This is a genomic window from Luteimonas sp. gir (assembly GCF_037198055.1).
GTDB lineage: Bacteria > Pseudomonadota > Gammaproteobacteria > Xanthomonadales > Xanthomonadaceae > Luteimonas > Luteimonas citri_A.
Genome location: NZ_JBBAXQ010000002.1, coordinates 254,194 through 272,323 on the forward strand (window position 1 = coordinate 254,194; position 18,130 = coordinate 272,323).

Consider the following 18,130-nt stretch of genomic DNA (forward strand, 5'->3'; position numbering starts at 1 on the left):
TACGGGTTCACTTTGACAACGGTGCGCCACATGGCGAATGAACGTCCCGCCCAGCAGTCCGATATCAAGCTCCTGATCAGCAAGGGCTTGGAGCAGGGTTATCTGACCTACGCCGAGGTCAACGACCACCTGCCCGACGACATGGTCGACCCGGAGCAGATCGAAGACATTATCGGCATGATCAACGGCATGGGCATCGATGTCCATGAGGTCGCACCCGACGCCGAGACGCTGCTGCTGGCGGGTGAGTCGAGCGGCAACCGCGAGGTCGACGAGACCGCGGCCGAGGAAGCCGCCGCGGCGCTGACCTCGCTCGATACCGAAGGCGGTCGCACCACCGACCCGGTGCGCATGTACATGCGCGAGATGGGCACGGTCGAGCTGCTGACCCGCGAGGGCGAGATCGCCATCGCCAAGCGCATCGAGGAAGGCCTGAACCAGATGATGGCCTCGGTGGCCAGCTTCCCGTGGTCGGTCCAGCTGCTGCTCGAGGAATACGAGCTGCACAAGGCCGGCAAGAAGCGCCTGGCCGAAGTCGTGGTCGGCTTCAACGATCAGTTGCTCGAAGAACTCGCTGCCGAGGAAGAGGCCGCTGCCGGCAATGCGCCTGCGCCGGTCGCTGCCGATGCGGACGATGACGACAGCGACGACGACGATGCCGACGACGACAGCGGCGACGAGGAAGAGAGCAGCGGCCCCAGCGGTCCGGACCCGGCCGAGGTCGCGCGCCGCATGGAGGTGTTGGCCGACCTGTTCAATAAGTTCCAGAAGGCCTATGCCAAGAACGGCGCGTCGGCCAAGCCGGTGGTCAAGCTGCGCGGCGAGATGGCCGACCAGTTCATGACCTTCAAGCTGCCGCTGCCGTTGAGCGACCTGCTGGTGCGCAAGCTGCGCGACGTCGTCGGCGAACTCAAGGACCACGAGCGCCGCATCCTCGACCTGTCGACCCGCGTCGCCAAAATGCCGCGCAAGGACTTCATCCGCGCCTGGGACGGCAACCAGACCAATACTGGCTGGGCGGACGAGATGATCAAGCGCAAGCAGAAGTGGTCGTCCGGCCTGAAGGACGTGCGCGACCAGATCGTCGCCGAGCAGGAAGCCACGTTGGCGATCGAGAAGGCCATGGGCGTGACCCTGGCTGACCTGAAGGAAATCAATCGGGCGATGGCCTATGGCGAGGCCAAGGCCCGCAAGGCCAAGAAGGAGATGGTCGAGGCCAACCTGCGCCTGGTGATCTCGATCGCCAAGAAGTACACCAACCGCGGCCTGCAGTTCCTGGATCTGATCCAGGAGGGCAACATCGGCCTGATGAAGGCGGTCGACAAGTTCGAGCACCGCCGCGGCTTCAAGTTCTCGACCTACGCCACGTGGTGGATCCGTCAGGCGATCACCCGTTCGATCGCCGATCAGGCGCGCACCATCCGGATTCCGGTGCACATGATCGAGACGATCAACAAGTTGAACCGCATTTCCCGTCAGATGCTCCAGCAGTACGGCCGCGAGGCCACGCCGGAGGAGCTGGCCAAGGAAATGGATATGCCCGAGGACAAGATCCGCAAGGTGATGAAGATCGCCAAGGAGCCGATCTCGATGGAGACCCCGATCGGCGACGACGAGGACTCGCATCTGGGCGACTTCATCGAGGACACCAACGTGGAGTCCCCGATCGACGCGACCACCAACACCAACCTGATGGAGACGGTCCGCGACGTGCTCGCCGGCCTGACCCCGCGGGAGGCGAAGGTGCTGCGGATGCGCTTCGGCATCGACATGAACACCGACCACACCCTCGAGGAAGTCGGCAAGCAGTTCGACGTGACCCGCGAGCGGATCCGTCAGATCGAGGCCAAGGCGCTGCGCAAGCTGCGTCACCCCTCGCGCAGCGAACAGCTGCGGAGCTTCCTCGACGTCGAGTGATCCGTTGATATCGAGATGCGAAGAAGCCCGCCGAAAGGCGGGCTTTTTTGTGGCCGATCGCCGAAGTGCGGGAGGAGCCTGCGTCGGGTTGGGCCAGTGGAGTGGCCTGCCGGCCGGAAGCCTGCTCCCCGTGGTCAATGCCGCTGCGCGGCTTAGCTACGCGAAGCACGCGTGGGTTGGCGTGGACTTGCGGCAGTGCTGCGCGATGGTTGTGCGCTCATGGCTTTCACAGCTCTGTACACCACGCTGCTGAGGCTCAAATCACTTCGACTTCTTCCAACAGAAAACGTTGCGCTTACCCGAAGTCCGAGTTGCGAACGCTCAAGGCAGCGGACTGGCGGCCGGTGGCCGCGTCGAGCGCGCCATGGATGGCGCGCGCCCGAGTCAAGGCAGGATGCCTTGACCGAGGGAAAAGCGGCTTCCGGCCGGCAGGCCGCTGCCCGTCCGAAGCGAACACCCGCTACTGCCCGGCAAAGGCGCTTTTGGCGGGGCGTAGCCGAGGATGTCAGAGCACCGTCGGCGTCGCGGTGCCGACGATGACGACATCGGCCTTGCGACGCGCGAACAGGCCAACGCTGACCACGCCCGGGATCTGGTTGAGCTGCGCTTCCAGGGCCACCGGATCGGTGATCGCCAGACCGTGGATGTCGAGCACCCAGTTGCCGTTGTCGGTACGCACCCCTTCGCGCCAGACCGGCTGACCGCCGGTGGTCGCCAGGATCTCGCGGGCGACGAGGCTACGGGCCATCGGGATGACCTCGACCGGCAGCGGGAACGTGCCCAGCACTGGCACCTGCTTGGCCGGGTCGATGATGCAGACGAAGCGCTCGCTGGCCTCGGCGATGATCTTCTCGCGCGTCAGCGCCGCGCCACCGCCCTTGATCAGGTGCTTGCCCGGATCGCACTCGTCGGCGCCGTCGACGTACAGCGACAACGGGCCGGTGGCGTTGAGGTCCAGCACCTCGATACCGTGCCGGCGCAGGCGCTCGGTGCTCTGATCCGAGCTCGAGACCGCGCCGTCGATGCGGTGCTTGATCTTCGCCAGCGCGTCGATGAAGAACGCCACCGTCGAGCCGGTGCCGACGCCGACGATCATGCCGTCCTCGACGTATTCGATCGCCTTCTCGCCGGCCAGACGCTTGCCTTCGCTCATCGCTTTTTCTCCAGGGACGACAACAGCTTCCACTGCGCGGCCGTGACCGGCAGCACGGACAGGCGCGCGCCCTTGCGGATCAGCGCGAACTCTTCACCCAGCGCATCCGCGTGCTCGCGGATCTCGCTCAGCGTGATGGGGTGGGCAAGTGTGCGCACGTAGCGCACATCGACGAGGAACCAGCGCGGCGCTTCCTGGCTCGCCTTCTCGTCGTAGTACTTCGACGACGCGTCGAACTGCGTCGGGTCGGGGTAGGCGGTGCTGGCGACCTCGGCGATGCCGTAGATACCGGGCACGGCCGCGTTGGAGTGGTAGAAGAACACCGCATCGCCGATCCGCATGCCGTCGCGCATGAAGTTGCGCGCCTGGTAGTTGCGAACGCCGGTCCAGGGTTCGGTGCCGACGCGGGCGAGGTCGTCGATCGAGAAGTCTTCCGGTTCGGACTTCATCAGCCAATAGCGCTTGCGGGTGCTCATCGCGTCTCGTCAGGCGGCAGGGGCGGGGGGCGAGGATGGAAACAGGGTCGCCGATTCGGTGCAGACCGCGTCGAGCGGCACATCCCAGTCGGCGGCATCGAGTGCGTCGACCTGCTGCGAGGCGAAGGCGGCGCCGACCAGCATGGGCGGCGCGCCCTGCGCCCGGCGGAACGCGAAGCTGCGGTCGTACCAGCCGCCGCCCATGCCCAGGCGATGGCCCTGCGCGTCGAAGCCGACCAGCGGTGCGACCACCAGCGCCATCTCGCGCGCATCGAGCGCCGAGGCCGGCTCGACGTCCGGTTCGGGAATGCCGTAGCGGTTGGTCACCAGCGCATCACCGGCACGCCAGGGCGCGAAGCGCAGCGTGTCGCCGTGCAGCAGCGGCAGGCAATAGACCAGGCCGGGTGGAAGACGGAGTTGGAAGACATGCAGGCCGATCTCGCCGTCGCTGGCCCAATAGCCGGCGACGTAGCCGGTGGCGGGCAGTGTGGGCAGGGCGAGCAATTGCGCGGCCAGGCCTTCGGCGGCAGCGATCCGCGTCGCGGCTGGCAGCGCGCGGCGCTGGTCGCGCAGGCGGCGGCGAAGGGCGGGGCGGTCGGTCATGCGGCCGGACTCGTCGTCGAAAAAGCGCCGGCGACGCGGCAGGCGAAAAGAAATACGTTCTCCGCACATGTCGATGCACGCGAAACGACCTTGAACCCGGGGTTCAAGTGGGAACGCCGGAATTCCTTTGGGCTTTCCGCTCGAGGGCGGATATGCACTCCCGGTTTTCCTGCATCCCCGGTGTCGTTCTTAAGGGACAAGGCGAATGTTTTGCACGCTGTCGGACACGGCAGAGAACGCAGGCGCAGTATAGCGCCGCAACGCCGATACGCGCAGCCGTTCGTCGGCGAGTGCGTTCGGCGATGGAACAAGTTCAGCCGCGTGGCGGTGGTGCGAAGAAGGCGCGGTTAGGAACGCGCCGCCATCGTTCCAGCGCCTGGTGGCCCGCGATCAGAGCTCGGCTTCGAACGCGTCGAGCCGGCGATGCAGCGACGCGATGGCCTCGGCGATCGCGCGGCCGTCGCTGCCGCCGGTCTGGCGCAGTTGCAGCAGTTCGTGGGCGAAATTCAACGCCGCGAGCACGGCGATGCGGTCGACGGCCGCCATGCGGTTGGCGCCGCGGATCTCGCGCATCTGGGTGTCGACCAGGCGCGCGGCTGCCGTCAGGCCGTCGCGCTCGCCCGGCGCAACGCCCACGGTGTACTCGCGGTCCAGCACGCGGACACTGACCGCCTCGCTGGCACTGCTCACGTGTGTTGCTCCAGGGATTTGAGGCGCGCGATCATCGCTTCGACGCGCGAGCGCGCCTGTTCGTTCTTCGACACCAACTGGGCACGTTCGACGACGATGCTTTCCTGTTGCTGGCGCAGGCTGCGGTTCTCGTCGCGGAGCAGACGGGCGCGCTCGATCAACGTCTCCACGCGCGCGGTCAGGCGGGCGAGCTGGGTGATGACGTCGGGCGTGTCCATGTCGGCACGATAGGCAGCGCCCCGGTGCCGGTCAAGGCGGCGCCTTAGCGGTGGCTGTCCGCGGCCGGGGCGGCGCCGGCGGGATGGGCACGGACGAAGGCCAGGCACTGGGCCGGTGGCAAGGGCCGCGAGATCCAGTAGCCCTGCAGTTCGTCGCAGTGGCGGTCGGCCAGGAAGCGCAGTTGGGCCTCCGTCTCCACACCCTCTGCGACAACCCGCAGGCCCAGCGCATGTGCCAGCGAGATGACCGTGGCGGTGATCGCGGCGTCTTCCCGGTCATCTGGCAGCCCGGCGACGAAGGCCTTGTCGATCTTGATCGTGGTGATCGGCAGCCGCTTGAGATAGGCGAGCGACGAGTAGCCGGTGCCGAAATCGTCGATCGCCAGCGACACGCCCATCGTGCGCAGGGCCTGCAGGCGCGCGGCCGCGTGTTCGGCGTCGGCCATCAGCACGCTTTCGGTCAGTTCCAGCTCCAGTCCTTGGGGCGGGAATCCGACGTCCTCGAGCACACGGCGCACGACGCCGGGGAAATCGCCGCGCAGCAGTTGCAGCAGCGAGACATTGACCGAGACCGAGATGTCGGCCAGCCCCTGGCGGCGCCAGTCCAGCACGGTGCGGCAGGCTTCGCGCAGCACCCACTCGCCGATCTCGTGGATCAGGCCGCTCTCTTCGGCGATCGGGATGAACTCGCTGGGCGGGATCTCGCCCAGCGTCGGGCTGTTCCAGCGCAACAGGGCCTCGACGCAGGCGATGCCGCCCTGGGCCCGGGCGTGACGCGGTTGCATGACCAGGCGCAGTTCGCCGCGGTCGAGCACTTCGCGCAGTGCGCCGGTCAGCGTGGTACGTCGGCGGGCGGCGATGTCCATCGCATCGTCGTAGCGCTTGAAGGTCCGACGTCCGGCGGCCTTGGCCTGGTACATCGCGATGTCGGCCTGCTTGAGCAGTTCGATCGCCCCGCGCGCATGGTCGGGATACACGCTGATGCCCAGCGACGGCGAGATCGTGATCTGCCGCCGGTCGTCGATGCGCAGCGGCGCCTCGAAGGCATGAATGATCTCGCGCGCCATGCGATCGGCGGCCTGCACGTCGTCGAGGTTCTCGATGACGATGGTGAACTCGTCGCCGCCCAGTCGCGCCACGGTGTGGTGCATGCCGACCGTTTGCTGCACCCGGGTGGCGGCGGCGCACAGGATGCGGTCGCCGGCGGCATGGCCCAGCGAATCGTTGATGTCCTTGAAGCGGTCCAAGTCGAGGAACAGCACCGCGATGCGGTGGCCGTTGTCGCGGGCGCGCGTGATCGCTCGCGACAGGCGCTCCGACAGCAGCGAGCGGTTAGGCAGGCTGGTGAGCGTGTCGAAGTTGGCCAGGTAGCGCAGCTCCTGTTCGGCGCGCTTCTGATGGGTGATGTCGTTGAGCACGAACACGTGCAGGGGCTGGCCCATGTCGGCGTCGTAGACGGTGCGGCACTCGACGGCGGCGAGGAACTGCTCGCCGTCCTTGCGCCGCTGCCGCAACTCGCCACTCCAGTGGCCGTGGCGCGCGGCCTCTTCGCGCAGGTGGCGCGAGACATCCTCGTCGTCGGGGTTGTCGTCGAGCAGACGGGCGTCCTGGCCCAGCACCTCGTTCTCGGTGTAGCCGGTCATGCGCAGGAAGGCGGGGTTGACCGCGACGTAGCGGAAGCCGGCATCGATGACCGCGACCGCCTCGCGCATGCTGCGCAGCACCTCGGCGGCGATTCGGTGTTCGCGCTCGGCCGCGCGCGTGCCCGTGATATCGAGCGCGGTACCGGCGATGCGCGAGATTGCGCCGTCGCGGTCACGGCCGACCGCGCGGCCGCGCACGCGGACCCAGCGCCAGTCGCCGCCGTCGATGGCGACGCGCACCTGCAGTTGCAACTGGCCGCCGCCATCGCCCGCGATATAGCGCGCCAGCGCCTCGCGGGCGCGCGGGCGGTCCTCGGGGTGCAGCAGCGCATCGATCGGCACCACGTGTTCGACCGCGGCCTCGCCGTGCGGGTCGGTCTCGCACACGGTGTGCCGGACCTCGCCGGACCCCATGTCGTAGTCCCAGTCGCGCTCGCCGGTGGCCCACAGCGCCAAGTTCAACCGCGCCGCCCGCTCGTCCCGGGGGTGGGGGCGGGCCCGCCGGCGCTGCCGTCCGAGCACCAGCACCGCGCACAGCACCAGCAATGCGGTCAGCAATGCAGTGACCGGAACGTGCAACGAACTGGGGACGATCACGCGGACTCCGCGCCGGAGGGGCGGCGTCGAGTTTAGGCATCGCGTGGCCGGGACAACAAGCGCGGCGATGAGGGGACGACGGTGCGGTTGCTACACTGCGCCGTCCCTCGCCGCCCTCGTGAGTCCTGTGTCCGAACACCTGCCCAGTCCCGCCGAGATCGACGCCGAGACCGGCCGTCTGCAGTTGGCCATCGGGGCCAGCGAATTGCATGGAAGCCTCTGCGGCTGGCTGGCCGGTGGCGGGGCGTCACGGCCCGACTGGCTGGCCCCGGTGCTCGCAGATGACGCCCTGCCTGCCCCGGTGGCCGGCAGCGCGCTCGACCGGCTGCGCGAGGTCAGCGCGGCGCAGCTGGAGGATCGCAGTTTCGGGTTTGCGCTGGTGCTGCCTGACGAGGACGCGACGCTGTCGGCGCGCAGTGCGGCGCTGTTCGACTGGTGCCGCGGGTTTCTTGGGGGCTTCGGCCTGGCTGCGGGCGCGGCCCCGGGCCTGTCGGAGGAAGGCACCGAGGCCTTGGCCGATCTCGCGCGGCTCGCGGCGGCCGACGCGCAGGCCGATGCCGAGGACGACGATGCCGAAGAAGACGCGTTCGCCGAGATCGAGGAATTCGTGCGCGTCGCGGTGCTGTTGCTGCACGGCGATGCGGCGCTGGGCCGGCGTCATCGCAACCGGTTGAACTGACGTGGCCGACGCGATGTCCGTGGCCGCCTGCCAGAAGCGGCGGCGCCAGTTGATGCGGATGGCCGGTAACGACGCTATCGTGGTGGTGCCCTCGGCGCCTGAGCGCATCCGCAGTCGCGATACCCACTTTCCGTATCGTCAGGATTCCGACCTGTGGTACCTGACCGGATTCGCCGAACCCGATGCGGTGCTGGTGCTGGTGCCGGGCCGTGCGCATGGCGAGGCACTGCTGTTCTGCCGTGAGCGCGATGCCGAGCGCGAAGCCTGGGACGGGCCGCGGGTCGGTCCCGACGGCGCGGTGGATGCGTTGGGCGTGGACGATGCGTATCCGATCGACGATCTCGACGAGATCCTGCCCGGGCTGCTCGAGGGCAGGACCCGGGTGTACTACCACTTCGGGCGCGACACCGAATTCGATCTGCAGCTCATCGGCTGGCTCAACCGTGTGCGCGCGCAGGTACGGCTGGGCGCGCAGCCGCCGCACGAGTTCCTCGAGCTTGGCCACCTGCTCGACGAGATGCGGCTGATCAAGACCGCCGACGAGCTGAAGCTGATGCGCCGGGCGGCGAAGATCAGCGTCGAGGCGCACGCTGCGGCGATGCGCGCGGCGCGGCCGGGTGTGCGCGAGTACGAACTGCAGGCGGAGCTGGAGTACGTGTTCCGCCGCCACGATGCGGTGCCGGCCTACGAGAGCATCGTCGGTGCGGGCGCCAATGCCTGCGTGCTGCACTACCGGGCCAATGCCGCGCAGGCGCGCGACGGCGACCTGGTGTTGATCGACGCGGGGGCGGAGTACCGCGGTTATGCCGCCGACATCACCCGGACGTTCCCAGTCAACGGCCGTTTCACCGCGGCGCAGCGCGCGCTGCATGAGGTCGTGGAAGCGGCGCAGCAGGCGGCACTGAGCAAGGCACAGCCTGGCAGGCCCTATGAGGCCGGGCACCACGCGGCGGTCGAGGCGCTGACCGAAGGCCTGCTGCGGCTGGGTCTGCTCAAGGGCCGTCTGGAGACGTGCATCGCCGAGGGCCGCTACAAGCGTTATTACCCGCACAAGACCGGGCACTGGTTGGGCCTGGACGTGCACGATGTCGGCGATTACCGCATCGAGGGCGAGTCGCGCCTGCTCGAGCCGGGCATGGTCTACACGATCGAGCCCGGGCTCTACGTGCCGGCCGACGACACGTCGGTCGATGCGAAGTGGCGCGGCATCGGCATCCGCACCGAAGACGACGTGCTGATCACCCGCGCTGGCCACGAAGTACTTACTGCGGGCCTCGCCCGCACGGCCGACGAGATCGAAGCCTTCATGGCGCAGGCGCGCTGACGGCCAAGTCGCTTCGGGCCAGCGCGCGCGCATGCCGATGACGGCAATGCTTCAGTCCGCAGTACAAAGCCCTCCCAGCGCGGGAGGGCGATCCGCTTGCGCGGCACTGCCGCGCGGGCCGACCGAACGCCCGGTGCGCTGCGCCGGGCCGGACGGGTGGGGTGGGGCGGCTTACTCGGCCGATGCGTCCCACGCCTCGCGCGTGAGGTTGATCGGGGCATCGTCGGTGCACACCACGTTGTCCTCGATACGGATGCCGCCGTAGGGGCGGAACGTCTCGACCCGGTCCCAGTCGACCGCATCGCCCTTGCCCGCGGCCTTGAGGTCCTCGAGCAGCATGTCGACGAAGTACACGCCCGGCTCGATCGTGACCACCATGCCCGGCGCCAGCGTGCGAGTCAGCCGCAGGTAGGGATGGCCGTCGGGCTTGGCGATGGTGCCACCGGTCTCCGAGGCCGCGAAGCCTGCGACGTCGTGCACCTGCAGGCCGATGCCGTGGCCGATGCCGTGCGGGAAAAAGGCGGCGCTGACGCCGGTCTCCAGTGCTTCCTCGGGCGAGACGCGCAGCACGCCGAAGTCGCGCAGCACGCCCGACAGCGCCAAGTGCGCGTCCAGATGCAACTGCTTGTAGTCGAAGCCGCTGCGCACCTGCGCGCACATCGCCCGCTGCGCACGGTCGACGGCATCGATCATCGCCTGGAACTCGCTGTCGGTGTCGCGCGCGTAGCTGCGGGTGATGTCGGCCGCGTAGCCGGCATGGCTGGCGCCTGCGTCGATCAGGAAGCTGTGCACCGGGTCGGGCGCCAGACGGCCGAGTTCGGTGTAGTGCAGCACCGCGGCGTGTTCGTTGAGCGCGACGATGTTGTGGTACGGCAGTTCGTTGGCGTCCTGGCCGGCGGCCTGGCAGTAGGCCAGGTGGATGCCGAACTCGCTGGCGCCGGCGCGGAATGCGCGCTCGGCGGCCTGGTGGGCGCCGACCGCGATGCGCGTGGCCTCGCGCAACATCGCGATCTCGTAGGGCGTCTTGAACGCGCGGTGGTAGTCGAGATGGTCGATCACTGCCTGCGGATTGTTCGGGCGGTAGGCGCCGTACTGGCCGAGCGCGCTCTGCGGCTCACCGAGGATCGCGCAGCGCGCGGCATTCTTGGGCAGGTGCTGCTGGGCGTCTTCCGGGTTGCGGATGACGACGATATCGAAGTGCGCCACCCAGTAACCGGAGGGCGCCTCGGGCACGACGTGCCAGTAGTCGCGCGGCTGCAGGTAGATCAGCTTCGGCTTCGCGCCGGGCGTCACCACCAGCCAGCTGCCTGGGTTGCGGGTCAGCGGCACCCAGGCCTTGAACTGCGGGTTGACCGCGTAAGGGTAGTCGCGGTCGTCGAAGACCTGGTAGTGCAGCGTGCCGCTGGGGATCACCAGGTGGTCGAGGCCTGCGCGCTCGAGCGCGGTGTGCGTGCGCTGGGACAGCGTCGCGAGGTGGTCGGCGTAGAGGTCGGCAGCGGACGGCACGGAAGTGGTGGACATCTCGATCCTGCGGGAAAAGCGTGAACGCCTATTCTGCCGCAAGCGCCCCCAAGCCTGGGGGCGGGCGGCTCAGTCTTCCAGGAACAGCGACACCACGTCGTTGGCGAAGCGATGGCCGAGCGCGGTCGGCACGATGCGGACGCCGTCGTCGTGCAGCCAGCCGGCGTCGAACGCGGCCTGCAGCGGGGCGGCGATCGCCGATGCCGGCAGGCCGGTGCAGGCCTCGAAATCGTGCAGCGTGAAGCCCTCGACCAAGCGCAGCGCGTTGAGCATGTACTCGAACGGCCGGCGCGCCTCGGCGATGCGCTCGTCGCCACCGATCGAGTCCGGCGTGCCGGCGGTCGCCAGCCAGGCCGTGGGGTGCTTGTGCTTCCAGCGGCGCGCGATCGTCTGCTCGCTGCCCAGCGTAAGCTTGCCGTGGGCCCCGGCGCCGATGCCCAGGTAGTCGCCGAAGCGCCAGTAATTGAGGTTGTGGGCGCATTGCCGGCCGGGCCGCGCGTAGGCCGAGATCTCGTACTGCGCGTAGCCCGCGTCGGCGAGCCGCGCCTGGCAGCGTTCCTGCATGTCCCAGGCCAGGTCCTCGTCGGGCAGGTCCTGCGGCGGGCGCGCGGCGTAGACGGTGTTGGGTTCGAGCGTGAGCTGGTAGTGCGAGATGTGCGCCGGCGCCAGCGCGATCGCGCGCGCGATGTCGTCCTCGGCCATCGCCAGTGTCTGGCCCGGCAGCGCGTACATCAGATCGAGGTTGACGTTGTCGAACCCCGCTTCGCGCGCCAGCGCGACCGCCGCCAGCGCCTGCGCGCTGTCGTGGATCCGGCCCAGGCGCTGCAGGCAGCCATCGTCGAAGCTCTGGATGCCGAAGCTGATCCGGTTCACGCCGGCGCGGCGGTAGTCCTCGAAGCGGCCGTGCTCGGCGGTGCCGGGGTTGGTTTCCAGGGTGATCTCCGCGCCCGGGGCGAAGCGCAGCCGCGAGGAGGCGCCTTGCAGCAGCCGGTCGATCGCGTCGGCCGGGAACAGGCTCGGCGTGCCGCCGCCGAAGAACACGCTGTGCACCGTGCGGCCCCACACCAACGGCAAGTCCTGGTCGAGGTCGGCCAGCAGCGCGTCGACATAGGCATCGAACGGCAGCGCACCGCGTTGCTCGTGCGAGTTGAAGTCGCAGTACGGGCATTTGCGCACGCACCAGGGCAGGTGCACGTACAACGACAGGGGCGGGGGAATCAGCATCGGCCGGAAGAGTGGAGGGGCCGGGTGGCCCGACACCAGGGGCGGGCGGGCCCGCCAGGAGGGATCAGGATGCCAGGCCGGTCAGGCGCTGACGCAGTGCCTGGAGCGCGCGGGCGCGGTGGCTGAGGCGGTTCTTCAGTTCGGGCGCCATCTCCGCGGCGGTCAGGCCGTGCTGGGGGTCGAGAAACACCGGGTTGTAGCCGAATCCGTGCTGGCCGCGCGGGCTTTCGAGGATGCGGCCCTCCCAGGCGCCCTCGGCGATCAGCGGCTGCGGATCGTCGGCATGGCGCAGCACCACGATCACCGCGTAGAAGCGCGCCGTGCGCCGGTCCTCGGGCACGTCGCGTAGCGCCTCGAGCAGCTTGGCGTTGTTGGCGGCGTCATCGGTTGGCGTGCCGGCATAGCGCGCACTATAGAGGCCGGGCGCGCCGCCGAGCGCATCGACGATCAGACCCGAGTCGTCGGCCAGCGCGGGCAGTCCGGTGGTGGCACTGGCGTGGCGAGCCTTGATCAGCGCGTTCTCGACGAAGGTGGTGCCGGTCTCGGGCACGTCGTCCACACCCAGTGCGCGCTGGGCCACGATCTCCAGTGGCAGGTCGGCGAGCATCGCCTGCAGCTCGGTCAGCTTGCCGGCATTGCCGCTGGCCAGCACCAGGCGCGTGCGCGTGGACGTGTCCACGTCAGCGCGCCAACGCCGCGCGCTGCAGCGCGACCAGCTCGGCCACGCCGGCCTCGGCCAGGCCCAGCATCGCGTCCATCTCGGCGCGGCGGAACGCATGGCCCTCGGCCGTGCCCTGGATCTCGATGAAGCCGCCGCCGTCGTTCATCACCACATTCATGTCGGTGTCGCAGTCGCTGTCCTCGGCGTAGTCGAGGTCGAGCACCGGCACGCCGCGGTAGACGCCGACCGAGACCGCGGCGATCGCGCCGTGGACCGGATCGCGACCGAGCTCCCGACGCGCCTGCAGCACGCGGATCGCATCGACCAGCGCGACATAGGCGCCGGTGATCGCGGCGGTGCGGGTGCCGCCGTCGGCCTGCAGTACGTCGCAGTCGAGGGTGATCGTGCGTTCGCCCAGCGCGCGGCGGTCGACGCAGGCGCGCAGGCTGCGGCCGATCAGGCGCTGGATCTCCAGCGTCCGCCCGCCCTGCTTGCCGCGCGCAGCCTCGCGGTCGTTGCGGGTGTTGGTGGCGCGCGGGAGCATGCCGTACTCGGCGGTGACCCAGCCCTCGCCCTTGCCGCGCAGGAACGCGGGCACCCGGTTCTCGACGCTGGCGGTGCACAGCACACGCGTGTCGCCGAAGCTCACCAGCACCGACCCCTCGGCATGACGGGTGAAGCCGCGCTCGAAGCGCACCTCGCGCAGTTGGTCGGGCGCGCGGCCGCTCGGGCGAGAAGAATCGGACATGTCGGGTCGCTGCAGGAAAACGGGGGGCGATTCTAGCAGCCGGCCGGTGGGTGGCTGGTCGTATCGGCTCGGCGCCAGCGGCCTTCAGGCATACTGCCGCGCTCCATCGCGCTTGATTTCGGGACCGCCATGATCCGCAGCATGACCGCCTTCGCCTCGGGCGAACGCACCACGCCCTGGGGCACGCTGAGCTGCGAGTTGCGCGCGGTCAACCACCGGTTCTTGGAACTGGGCACGCGGATGCCCGAAGAGCTGCGGGCGCTGGAACCGGTGCTGCGCGAGCGCATCGCCGCCCGCGTGTCGCGCGGCAAGCTGGATCTGGGCCTGCGCCTGCGTCCGGTCGAGGGCGGCGGCGAGCTGCAGCTCAACCGCGCGCTGCTCGATCAACTCGGCCAACTGGCGCAGGACCTGCGCACCGGCTTTCCCGAACTGCGCGCCAGCCTGACCGAACTGCTGCAGTTCCCGGGCGTGTTGCAGTCGCGCGGCGTGGACCCGGCGGCGCTGCAGGTCGAGGTTGTGGCGCTGCTCGACGAGGTGCTCGACGGCTTCATCGCCGCGCGCGAGCGCGAGGGCGCCAAGCTCGTCGCCGCGACACTGGAACGGGTCGACGGCATCGCCGCGATCGCCGCCCAGGTCCGCACGCTGATGCCGGCCATCCGCGAAGGCCAGCGCGCCAAGCTGCAGGCGCGGCTCGACGACCTGGCCCAGCCGGTCGATCCGGGGCGGATGGAGCAGGAACTGGTGCTGTGGCTGCAGAAGCTCGACGTCGACGAGGAACTCGACCGGCTCGACAGCCATGTCGACGAGATCCGCCGCGTGTTCGCGCAGCGCGAGCCGGTGGGGCGGCGGCTGGATTTCCTGCTGCAGGAATTCAACCGCGAAGCCAACACGCTTGGCTCCAAGTCGGTCGACAAGCGCAGTTCTCAGGCCGCGATCGAGTTGAAAGTGCTGATCGACCAGATCCGCGAGCAGGTGCAGAACATCGAGTAGGGCGCCGAAAGGCGCATGCCTTTCGCACACCGCAGAATCAATCGCTGCGTACTGTTTATCGGACTGGATCGCAGGTGCGCGCCGTGCCGCCGCCCGCGCTCCTCTCCCTCCACACTTGCGGGGAGGGCCGGTGCGGGGGCGGACGCTCGCGCGAACGCTTGTTCCCAAAGCGAAAAACCCAGGCGCGATGTCCTGGGCTTTTCATGCAACCGAAAGCGCCCCCACCCCAGCCCTCCCCCGCGCGCGGGGGAGGGAGCGTAAGGCCCACCTGGCGCAGCGCCCAAATCGCAACCCTCCCCCGCGCGCGGGGGAGGGAGGGGTGAGTTCGAGACCGGCGCGGGGCCGCTGCAAACCCTCCCCCGCAGGCGGGGGAGGGAGCCTCCCATGCCCAGACATATCCCGAAGACAACCCTTCCCCGCGCGCGGGAGAGGGAGCGATTGCAGCTCACCGCTGTCGGCCGGAGTGGGCGCATGCAGCTTCCTTTGCCGCCGCCCGCGCTCCTCTCCCTCCCCCCCGCCTGCGGGGGAGGGCCGGGGAGGGGGCAGACGCTCGCGCTGATGCCTGTTCCCAAAAAAAACGAAAACCCAGGACGCGATGTCCTGGATTTGCGTGTCTGTCCCGGATGCTCGAGCGAAGGCGCCCGTGCCGGCGCGCCTCAGAACCGCAGACGCGCGCCGACCGAGTAGTAGCGCCCCAGCACGTCGTAGTAGGCCGAGAATGCCGACGAGGCGGGCGGGCCCTTGTCGAGCAGGTTGTTGATGTTGGCGTAGAGCTCCAGGTCCGAGTCGGCGAAGGCCGCGGTCCGCATGCTCATGCCCAAGTCGAAGTACGTGACGCTGCCGATGTGGTTGTTGACGATGTCGACGGCCGAGTTGTAGTTGCCCGATGAGATGTAGCGGGCCCGCAGGTTGGCGCCGAAGGTGTCACCGCGATAGGCGAGGGTGTTGGTCACGCGCAGCCGCGGGATGCCGGGGCCCGAGAACGCCGAGCCCTGGGAGCCGACGTAGCTCAGCTTGACCTCGCCATCGTCGGTCGTCAGCGCATTGATCCAGGTCGCCAGCGCGCGCCACTGCACCCGCCCGCCGGCCGAGGGCACGAGCCGTGAGGCGGGAAAGGTGTAGAGGATCTCGGCGTCGATGCCATCGGTCTTGTACTGGGCGAGATTGACCGGCGTGGAGCGGATCAGCTCGATGCTGCCATTCGCATCGCGGGTGATGCGGCCGCACAGCACCTGGTTGCCGCGGGCGCAGCGGTTGACTACTTCCTGCACGCCCAGCGACATGATCACGTCGTTGATGGTGATGTCGAAGTAGTCGATCGAGATGTCCAGACCTTCGGTGAACTGCGGCGTCCAGGCGATGCCGAAGGTCGTGGTGTCGGCCTCTTCCGGGGTCAGGCCGGGATTGCCGCCGCTGATGACCTGGGCCTGTACGGTCTGTCCGGTGATGGGGTCGGCAACGTTGTTCCAGCCGGTCAGCGCAGTGGTGAACAGCTCGGTGAGGTTGGCCGAGCGGATGTCGCGCGAGCGCGTGGCGCGTGCACGCAGCCCCGGCAGGAACTCGTTGGTCGCGCCGGCCTTCCAGGACCAGATCGAACCGGTGGTGTCGTAGTCGCTGATCCGCGCGGCAGCATTGAACTCGAGCTTGTTGAGGCCGGGCACGTCGCGCACCAGCGGCACCAGAATCTCGCCGAAGGCTTCCTTGACGCGGAATGCGCCGAACATCGACGCATGGCTGAACGAGCGGAACGCACCGGCTGTGTCGAGTGCGCCCGCGGTGCTCTGCTGCCATTCCCGACGCGCCTCCACGCCGAGCGCGACCGAGACGTCGCCAGCAGGCAGGGTCCACGGGTCGCCCTGCAGGCTGAGGCCGCCGGCATCGAGCTTGATCAGGGTCTCCTGCGTGGGCGCGCCGGTGACGTAGGCGATGGCCTCGGCGGACGGCGACCCGCTGCCGAACAGGTTGATCGGCACGCAGTCGGTGGTCGGATCGGTCAGGGCCACGCGACAGATCGGCTGGCCGGTCGTGGGACTGAGCACCGAATCGACTGCGCGTGCGTAGTTGTCGCGCAGCAAGAAGCCGGGATTGCGCATGTCCTGACGGTACTCGCCATGCGTGTAGTACGAGCGCCAGGTCCAGCCAGCACCGAGTGCGCCGTCGATCGCCAGCGTGGCTTCGGTGGTCTTGCGCTGGAAATCGATCGTCGCGTACGCGAAGTCGGAATTGAACCGTCCCATCTGGAACGACGACTCGCCGGCCGCGGCCAGCGCATCGCGTACCGGTGTGGGCAGGAACGCGTTGTCGGCCGAGATCCGCAGGCGGGTGCTGCCGCGGTTGTGGTCGCCGAACCACGGGTAATCGTTGTACATCCGCGAATGCCGGACATCGAGGGTGAGCCGGGTGTCATCGGTCAGGTCGAAGTAGGCGGTGCCCATCGTTGCGTAGCGGCGCTGCGGGGTGACCAGCGGGCTGAAGTGGTCCGCGCTCGGGCCGTTGCCGCCGACCATCTGTGTGCCGCCGACCACGCGCCCGTACTCGAACGGACGCAAGGATCCGTCCGGCTCGAAGGCCTGGCCGGCGAGCGCGCCCGACAGGATCAGGCCGCCGTAGGCAGCGTCGGCGATCGACACGCCGTGGGTGAGCACGAAGCGGCCGTTGCCGTCGGGCAACGTCGCCCAGCCGGCGACGTCCGGCCGGCGCGATCTGGGCACCAGGCCATCGTTGTCGAGGAATTCGGCGCCCAGCACCAGGTGGCCGCGGCCACCGAACAACTCGCGACCGAAGGCCGCTTCGAAGCGCCGTTCGCTGGCGTCGCCGCGGTCGGAGACGCCGAACTGCGTGCCGAGCTTGGTGCCGACGAAGGTCCGGTCGATGGCGATGTTGACCACGCCGCTGACCGCGCCCGAGCCCCATGCGGCCGACGCGCCGCCGGTGACGATGTCCGCGCCCTGCACCATGACCGAAGGAATGGTGTTGAGGTCGTTGGTGCTGGAGAAGCGGCGGCCGTCGATCAGCACCAGGGTGCGGTTGACGCCGAGCGCGCGCAGGTCGACCGGCGCCGAACCGGCATCGGTATTGGTGCCGGTGGTCTGCGGCGAGACGCCGGCGCGAAACTGCGGCAGATCGTTCAACGCCGCGGCGATATTGGGCCGCCCACCGACGGCCAGGTCCTGTGCGCTGAGGCTCGTGGTCGGCGTGGGCGCGTCGAAACCCGGGCGGTCGAGCCGCGAGGACGAGGCCCGGACCTGGACCGTGTCGAGATTGGTTGCGGCATTGCCGGACGTGGCGCCGATGGCCGCGCCGGGCGTCGCGGTGCCATCGTCGGGCAATCGGATCAGGATCGATCCGTTCTCTTCGGTGACGTCCAGTGAGGTGCCGTCGAGCAAGGCCTCGAATGCAGCGCGCGGCTCGAGTAGCCCGCTGACGCCTTCGGTGCGCAGGCCCCGGACCTGGCGCGCCGGATAGATCGCATTGACGTCGAACTGTCTGGCCAGCGCGTCCAGCGCATCGGCCAGGTCGCCGGCGGCGACCTCCACCTGACGGGGTTCGGCCGCGATGGCGATCGGGGCCGACAAGGCCGACAGTGCGGCGAGGATGGCAGCATGGATGAGGCTGGATCGCAGGCGGTTCGAACGTGGCATGGCCTTCCTCGGGTTCGGCTCGGGCGCGAGCCGCTGATTGGAATG

General features: G+C 68.9%; 15 protein-coding genes and 1 other RNA gene. 4 read left to right on the forward strand and 12 right to left on the reverse strand.

All coding sequences use genetic code 11. The features are described from left to right. The first annotated feature begins 30 nt into the window (after positions 1-30). On the forward strand, positions 31-1,917 hold the full coding sequence (gene rpoD / locus WAF18_RS04765) for an RNA polymerase sigma factor RpoD (RefSeq protein WP_337244116.1): 1,887 nt from the start codon (positions 31-33) through the stop codon (positions 1,915-1,917). A gap of 505 nt (positions 1,918-2,422) precedes the next feature. On the opposite strand, the gene rpiA is transcribed toward rpoD, so the two are convergent. From rpiA to WAF18_RS04800, 7 genes are all read right to left on the reverse strand, one after another. Continuing rightward, on the reverse strand, positions 2,423-3,070 hold the full coding sequence (rpiA, locus tag WAF18_RS04770; RefSeq protein WP_337244117.1) for a ribose-5-phosphate isomerase RpiA: 648 nt from the start codon (positions 3,068-3,070) through the stop codon (positions 2,423-2,425). After that, a complete protein-coding gene (locus WAF18_RS04775; protein WP_337244118.1) occupies positions 3,067-3,546 on the reverse strand; it encodes an EVE domain-containing protein in 480 nt (159 codons plus the stop codon). The genes rpiA and WAF18_RS04775 overlap by 4 nt, the downstream gene beginning before the upstream one ends. A 9-nt stretch (positions 3,547-3,555) precedes the next feature. After that, positions 3,556-4,149 (reverse strand): 5-formyltetrahydrofolate cyclo-ligase, encoded by a 594-nt coding sequence (locus tag WAF18_RS04780; protein ID WP_337244119.1) that lies wholly within the window; start codon positions 4,147-4,149, stop codon positions 3,556-3,558. A 54-nt stretch (positions 4,150-4,203) separates the two neighbouring features. Continuing rightward, a non-coding RNA gene (gene ssrS / locus WAF18_RS04785) (6S RNA) lies at positions 4,204-4,388 on the reverse strand. Between the two features lie 151 nt (positions 4,389-4,539). Further along, the gene (locus WAF18_RS04790) at positions 4,540-4,839 is read right to left on the reverse strand and encodes a cell division protein ZapA (RefSeq protein ID WP_337244120.1); all 300 of its coding nucleotides are present in this window, start codon (positions 4,837-4,839) and stop codon (positions 4,540-4,542) included. Then, complete coding sequence (locus tag WAF18_RS04795; RefSeq protein WP_241945337.1) at positions 4,836-5,057, reverse strand: TIGR02449 family protein; 222 nt, start codon at positions 5,055-5,057, stop codon at positions 4,836-4,838. The genes WAF18_RS04790 and WAF18_RS04795 overlap by 4 nt, the downstream gene beginning before the upstream one ends. Positions 5,058-5,101: 44 nt before the next feature. Then, a complete protein-coding gene (locus WAF18_RS04800; protein WP_337244121.1) occupies positions 5,102-7,297 on the reverse strand; it encodes an EAL domain-containing protein in 2,196 nt (731 codons plus the stop codon). Positions 7,298-7,364: 67 nt separating this feature from the next. On the opposite strand from WAF18_RS04800, the gene WAF18_RS04805 reads away from it, so the two are divergent. Both WAF18_RS04805 and WAF18_RS04810 read left to right on the forward strand, forming a co-directional pair. Next, positions 7,365-7,976, forward strand: a complete 612-nt coding sequence (locus WAF18_RS04805) for a UPF0149 family protein (protein WP_337244122.1) — start codon at positions 7,365-7,367, stop codon at positions 7,974-7,976. Between the two features lie 13 nt (positions 7,977-7,989). Next, positions 7,990-9,300: an aminopeptidase P N-terminal domain-containing protein gene (locus WAF18_RS04810; protein WP_337244123.1), complete on the forward strand. Its 1,311-nt coding sequence runs from the start codon at positions 7,990-7,992 to the stop codon at positions 9,298-9,300. Positions 9,301-9,471: 171 nt separating this feature from the next. On the opposite strand, the gene pepQ is transcribed toward WAF18_RS04810, so the two are convergent. The 4 genes from pepQ to rph form a co-directional block, all read right to left on the reverse strand. Further along, positions 9,472-10,821 carry a Xaa-Pro dipeptidase gene (pepQ, locus tag WAF18_RS04815; protein ID WP_337244124.1) on the reverse strand — a complete coding sequence of 450 codons (1,350 nt, stop codon included), beginning with the start codon at positions 10,819-10,821 and terminating at the stop codon, positions 9,472-9,474. Between the two features lie 69 nt (positions 10,822-10,890). After that, positions 10,891-12,045, reverse strand: a complete 1,155-nt coding sequence (hemW, locus tag WAF18_RS04820) for a radical SAM family heme chaperone HemW (protein ID WP_337244125.1) — start codon at positions 12,043-12,045, stop codon at positions 10,891-10,893. Between the two features lie 64 nt (positions 12,046-12,109). Next, on the reverse strand, positions 12,110-12,724 hold the full coding sequence (rdgB, locus tag WAF18_RS04825; protein ID WP_337244126.1) for an RdgB/HAM1 family non-canonical purine NTP pyrophosphatase: 615 nt from the start codon (positions 12,722-12,724) through the stop codon (positions 12,110-12,112). A gap of 1 nt (position 12,725) precedes the next feature. Further along, positions 12,726-13,454 carry a ribonuclease PH gene (gene rph / locus WAF18_RS04830; RefSeq protein ID WP_337244127.1) on the reverse strand — a complete coding sequence of 243 codons (729 nt, stop codon included), beginning with the start codon at positions 13,452-13,454 and terminating at the stop codon, positions 12,726-12,728. Positions 13,455-13,583: 129 nt separating this feature from the next. On the opposite strand from rph, the gene WAF18_RS04835 reads away from it, so the two are divergent. Further along, complete coding sequence (locus tag WAF18_RS04835) at positions 13,584-14,444, forward strand: YicC/YloC family endoribonuclease (protein ID WP_337244128.1); 861 nt, start codon at positions 13,584-13,586, stop codon at positions 14,442-14,444. A gap of 656 nt (positions 14,445-15,100) precedes the next feature. Here WAF18_RS04835 and WAF18_RS04840 read toward each other — a convergent pair. Continuing rightward, positions 15,101-18,085, reverse strand: a complete 2,985-nt coding sequence (locus WAF18_RS04840) for a TonB-dependent receptor (protein ID WP_337244129.1) — start codon at positions 18,083-18,085, stop codon at positions 15,101-15,103. Positions 18,086-18,130 lie beyond the last annotated feature (45 nt).

What these genes read in the sequence shown, in the direction of transcription:
- WAF18_RS04805 (WP_337244122.1), top strand. Translation starts at nt 7,365, where the DNA reads ATGAGGGGACGACGGTGCGGTTGCTACACTGCGCCGTCCCTCGCCGCC.
- WAF18_RS04835 (WP_337244128.1), top strand. Translation starts at nt 13,584, where the DNA reads ATGATCCGCAGCATGACCGCCTTCGCCTCGGGCGAACGCACCACGCCC.
- rph (WP_337244127.1), bottom strand. Translation starts at nt 13,454, where the DNA reads ATGTCCGATTCTTCTCGCCCGAGCGGCCGCGCGCCCGACCAACTGCGC.
- WAF18_RS04795 (WP_241945337.1), bottom strand. Translation starts at nt 5,057, where the DNA reads ATGGACACGCCCGACGTCATCACCCAGCTCGCCCGCCTGACCGCGCGC.
- pepQ (WP_337244124.1), bottom strand. Translation starts at nt 10,821, where the DNA reads ATGTCCACCACTTCCGTGCCGTCCGCTGCCGACCTCTACGCCGACCAC.
- WAF18_RS04780 (WP_337244119.1), bottom strand. Translation starts at nt 4,149, where the DNA reads ATGACCGACCGCCCCGCCCTTCGCCGCCGCCTGCGCGACCAGCGCCGC.
- WAF18_RS04840 (WP_337244129.1), bottom strand. Translation starts at nt 18,085, where the DNA reads ATGCCACGTTCGAACCGCCTGCGATCCAGCCTCATCCATGCTGCCATC.
- hemW (WP_337244125.1), bottom strand. Translation starts at nt 12,045, where the DNA reads ATGCTGATTCCCCCGCCCCTGTCGTTGTACGTGCACCTGCCCTGGTGC.
- WAF18_RS04775 (WP_337244118.1), bottom strand. Translation starts at nt 3,546, where the DNA reads ATGAGCACCCGCAAGCGCTATTGGCTGATGAAGTCCGAACCGGAAGAC.
- rpiA (WP_337244117.1), bottom strand. Translation starts at nt 3,070, where the DNA reads ATGAGCGAAGGCAAGCGTCTGGCCGGCGAGAAGGCGATCGAATACGTC.
- WAF18_RS04810 (WP_337244123.1), top strand. Translation starts at nt 7,990, where the DNA reads ATGTCCGTGGCCGCCTGCCAGAAGCGGCGGCGCCAGTTGATGCGGATG.
- rpoD (WP_337244116.1), top strand. Translation starts at nt 31, where the DNA reads ATGGCGAATGAACGTCCCGCCCAGCAGTCCGATATCAAGCTCCTGATC.